The 3,712-nt window shown below is 70.2% G+C and carries 5 protein-coding genes; 1 reads left to right on the top strand and 4 read right to left on the bottom strand.

Features of this window, described 5'->3' with window-relative positions:
* The 4 genes from VHK87_RS10965 to VHK87_RS10950 form a co-directional block, all read right to left on the bottom strand.
* Nucleotides 1-766 (bottom strand): alpha/beta hydrolase (locus VHK87_RS10965; RefSeq protein ID WP_329634935.1); only part of this gene is annotated, 766 nt, incomplete at its 3' end.
* Nucleotides 767-836: 70 nt separating this feature from the next.
* Complete coding sequence (locus VHK87_RS10960) at nt 837-1,319, bottom strand: SRPBCC family protein (protein ID WP_329634934.1); 483 nt, start codon at nt 1,317-1,319, stop codon at nt 837-839.
* Nucleotides 1,316-1,663, bottom strand: coding sequence for a metalloregulator ArsR/SmtB family transcription factor (locus VHK87_RS10955; RefSeq protein ID WP_329634933.1), 348 nt, complete (start codon nt 1,661-1,663; stop codon nt 1,316-1,318). The genes VHK87_RS10960 and VHK87_RS10955 overlap by 4 nt, the downstream gene beginning before the upstream one ends.
* Nucleotides 1,664-1,712: 49 nt before the next feature.
* Complete coding sequence (locus VHK87_RS10950; protein WP_329634932.1) at nt 1,713-2,957, bottom strand: cation:proton antiporter; 1,245 nt, start codon at nt 2,955-2,957, stop codon at nt 1,713-1,715.
* 113 nt (nt 2,958-3,070) lie between these two features.
* On the opposite strand from VHK87_RS10950, the gene greA reads away from it, so the two are divergent.
* Nucleotides 3,071-3,550 (top strand): transcription elongation factor GreA, encoded by a 480-nt coding sequence (gene greA, locus VHK87_RS10945; protein WP_329634931.1) that lies wholly within the window; start codon nt 3,071-3,073, stop codon nt 3,548-3,550.
* Nucleotides 3,551-3,712: the final 162 nt, after the last annotated feature.

Genomic DNA, 3,712 nt, shown 5'->3' with positions numbered 1-3,712 from the left:
CGCCGGCCCAGTCGCGCCAGATCGCCATCACGTCGTACCAGCGGGGCAGCGCGCCCTTGGCGCCCCAGAGGACCAGGGTCGGGATCGCGATCTTCCGCCCCGCCTCGCGGTCGGCCCTGTCCGCTTCAAAGTCGTAGGTCGCGCCGGCGCGGTAGTCCTCGCACATGGCGTGGATCACCGAGGCCTTGCGTCCCGCCCGCTGGTAGTCCTCCAGCGCTTCGGGATCGAAGGGGCCGCGCCCGCCGCGGAAGAAGAACCAGTCAGCGTTGGCGTCGATGATCCGCTCCGGAAACGGATGCGGCTGGACGAGGAAGAACCAGTGCCAGTAGCCGATCCCCATGGCCATGTCGGCCCGGCTGTAGACCTCGAAGGTCGGGACGATGTCGAGGACGGCGAGCCGCGCCACCGCCTCGGGGTGGTCCAGCGCCAACCGGTAGGCGACGCGCCCGCCGCGGTCGTGACCGGCGAGGTCGAACCGCTCGAGCCCGAAACGGCGCATCAAGGCCAGCATGTCGCGGCCCATGGCGCGCTTGGAATAGGGTGCGTGGTCCGCGGTGGTCTCCGGCCCGGTGCTCTCGCCGTAGCCGCGCAGGTCCGGCGCGATCACGGTGAAGTCGCGGGCGAGGTCGCCGGCGATCCTGCCCCACATCATGTGCGTCTGCGGCCAGCCGTGCAGCAGCAGCAGCGGCGGCCCGCTTCCGCCCCGGCGCACGCGCAGCCGCGCCTCGCCGACATCGACCTGCAAGAGCTCAAACCCCTCGAACATGGCCCGATTAGGCTCGCCGGCCTGGACGGGGGCAAGGGCGATTGCAGGTCGTAGTCGAGGCGCGGGTGAGCTAGGCCGCCCCGTCCAGTTCCCGGGCCAAGGCCTCCAGCAGTTCCCGGCAGCCTTCCTCGCGCATGGCTAGCGCGTTGGGCTCGTCGAAATAGGCGCCCTGCTCGGTGTAGGTGAGGCGGCAGCCGTCGGGGACCGGGTCGATCTGGATGGTCGCCAGTGAGACCGAGATGTTCACGCCGGCCACCGTCATCCGGTAGCTGATCACGATCCGCCGGTCGGGCACGATGTCCTGGTACTGGGTGACGTTGGTCATCTCCGGCCCGTCACCGAAGCGGAACCGGGAGAACTCCTCGCCGCCGACCCGGAAGTCGTTGCGGTGCTCGAACACCTCCCAGCCCTCCCCCTCGATGAACCAGCGCCGCTTGGTGGCGGTGTCGGCGTGGGCGAGGAACACCTTGGACGGGGCGTGCTTGTAGGTCCGCTCCACGGTAAAGCTGCCGTGGATCACCTTGGACGGTTCGGTCATGACGTCGGTCCTCATTTCTTCTTCTCCGATGGATCGGGATTGTCCTCGTCCAGCAGCTCGGCGAGACGGTCGTAGCGGCGCGCGACGAATCGCCGGCGTTCGGCGACCCAGTCGGCCAGGGCGTCGAGGCCTTCAGGGCGAATGCGGCATGTCCTCGTCCGCCCCACCTTCTCGGTGGCGACGAGGCCGGTCTCCTCCAGCAACTGGATGTGCTGGACCACCGCGGCCAGGCTGATCTGAAGCGGTCGGGCCAGTTCGCTGACCGACGCCGGCCCCTCGCTCAGCCGCTCCACGATGGCCCGCCGGGTGGGCTCGGCGAGGGCGCGGAGACTGGCGTCGACGGGTCGATACTCAAGCATGCACTTAAGTATCGAGGCCGCAGCCGTTGGTCAAGCGGCCACTTAAGGATTAGCCGGAGCCCTGCTCCTCGCCGGTGGCGCGTTCCACCGCGACCGATGCGGAGAAGCCGTGCAGCACAGTGGAGACGAGGATGGCGAAGGCGGTGATCGCCCACAGCTGGGCCTCGTTCACCAGGGCCATGTGGCTGCCGGCGTAGCTCAGGTAGTACACCGACCCGACGCCCCGGACCCCGTACGCGGCCACAACCAGCCGCTCGCGCTTGGGCATCTTCAGACCGGCCAGGCTGATCCAGCCGACCAGCGGCCGCACCACCAGGATGAGACCCAGAGCGATGGCGGCGCCCTGCAGGTCGAGATGGCTGAGCAGCGCCGGCATGGCCGCGCCCAGGCCGATCAGCAGCATGGCGGTCAGCGCATGCTCAATGGTCTCCGAGAAGTCGTGCAGCCGGACGTGGAATTCGTGGTCCGACTCGACCCGTCTCAGCGTGAGCCCCGAGACGAAGGCGGCGATGAAGCCGTAGCCCTCGGCGAGTTCGGTCAGGCCATAGGCCACGAATACGCCGGCCAGGGCGAAGACCCCGGCCTCGGTCTTGGCCAGGCAGTTCTCCTTGGGAAACTCGAACAGCACCTTGCCGAGCGCCCAGCCGACGGCGACGCCACCCAGGGCGCCCACCACGACCCTGTAGGCGACGTCCCGCCACGCCCACTCGGCGAACAGCTCCGGCGTCAGGGCGCTCGCCCCGGCGATAGCCAGGCTGAGATAGACGAAGGGGAAAGCCAGGCCGTCGTTCAGGCCCGCCTCAGTCGTCAGGGTGAAGCGCAGCGGGTGCTCGCCGCCCTCGGTGGGCCGGCCCACCTGCACGTCGCCGGCCAGGACCGGGTCGGTGGGCGAGAGCACCGACGCCAGCAGCAGCGCCCCGCCCAGCGTCATGCCGGCGACGCTCCACCCGAGCAGCGCCACCCCCAGTATGGTCAGGGGCATGGCGATCACCAGCAGCCGCGCGGTTGGCCGCCAACGGGCGAGGTTGGCCAGATTGTCGATCCGCAAGCCGACGCCGAACAGGCCGGCGATGACGCACAGCTCGCTGACCACCTCCCAAGGCTTGGGCGAGTCGATGGGGCTGATGGCCTCCGGCATTCCCGGAATCCAGCCGAAGATCAGCCAGCCCAGCCCGATCAGCAGGGCCGAGGCGGCGGGCTCGCGCCCGGAGACGAACCTCGGCAGCCAGTAGGCCAGGATGATCGCCACCCCGAGCGCGGCCAGCAGCACGTGGTAGCTGGAGAATTCAAACACAGGCGGCCTTTCGCGTCCGCGACGGTTACGCGCGGCGGGCCGTCCGGTTCAGCAGGAAAGGCCCTTTCGCAGGCCCTTTCGCCGGCCCGCGCGCCTCCCCAGATGGACTCCCTATGAGCGTCGCCTTCACCCGCGAAGAGGACTACGAGGCGCAGGCCGCCGACCTGCCCGACCGTCCGATCTCGCCGCATCCGAACCTGGTCACCGCCTCCGGCTTAGCCGCCATCGAGGCCGAGCTGGCCGCCGCCCGCGCCGCCTACGCGGCGGCGCAGGCCCTGGGCGACGTCAGCGCGGACCGCACGGCGATGGCCCGGGCCACGCGCGACCTGCGCTACTGGTCCGCCCGCCGCGCCTCCGCCCAGCTCACCGAGACGGCCAGCGAGGGCGAGGTCGTTCAGTTCGGCCGCACGGTGGAGTTCGAGCGGGAGGACGGCCGCCGTCAGGCTTTCCGCATCGTCGGCGAGGACGAGGCCGACCCCGCCAAGGGCAGCGTCTCCTACGTCTCGCCCCTGGCCCGCGCGCTCATGGGCAAGAGCGTCGGCGATGTCGCCCTGGTGAACGGCGCCGAGGTGGAGATCGTCGCCGTCCGCTGAGCGCGCTCAGTCGAAGATGTCGAAGATGCTGCGCTTCTTGTGGCCGTAGTGGCCGCGCTCGCCGCGCTCGCCCCATTCACCGCGCTCGCCGCGTTCGCCCCATTCGCCGCGCTCGCCGGGATGGCCGCCGACCGAGCCCGGGGGATAGCTGGCGGGACGGTA

Source organism: Phenylobacterium sp., from assembly GCF_036263695.1.
Taxonomy (GTDB): Bacteria; Pseudomonadota; Alphaproteobacteria; order Caulobacterales; family Caulobacteraceae; genus Phenylobacterium.
The sequence above is the reverse complement of the archived record's forward strand: the minus strand, read 5'-3'. Positions and strand labels throughout refer to the sequence as shown.

Coding starts and splice junctions, on each gene's coding strand:
- VHK87_RS10960 (WP_329634934.1), bottom strand. CDS start 1,319: ATGAGGACCGACGTCATGACCGAACCGTCCAAGGTGATCCACGGCAGC.
- VHK87_RS10955 (WP_329634933.1), bottom strand. CDS start 1,663: ATGCTTGAGTATCGACCCGTCGACGCCAGTCTCCGCGCCCTCGCCGAG.
- greA (WP_329634931.1), top strand. CDS start 3,071: ATGAGCGTCGCCTTCACCCGCGAAGAGGACTACGAGGCGCAGGCCGCC.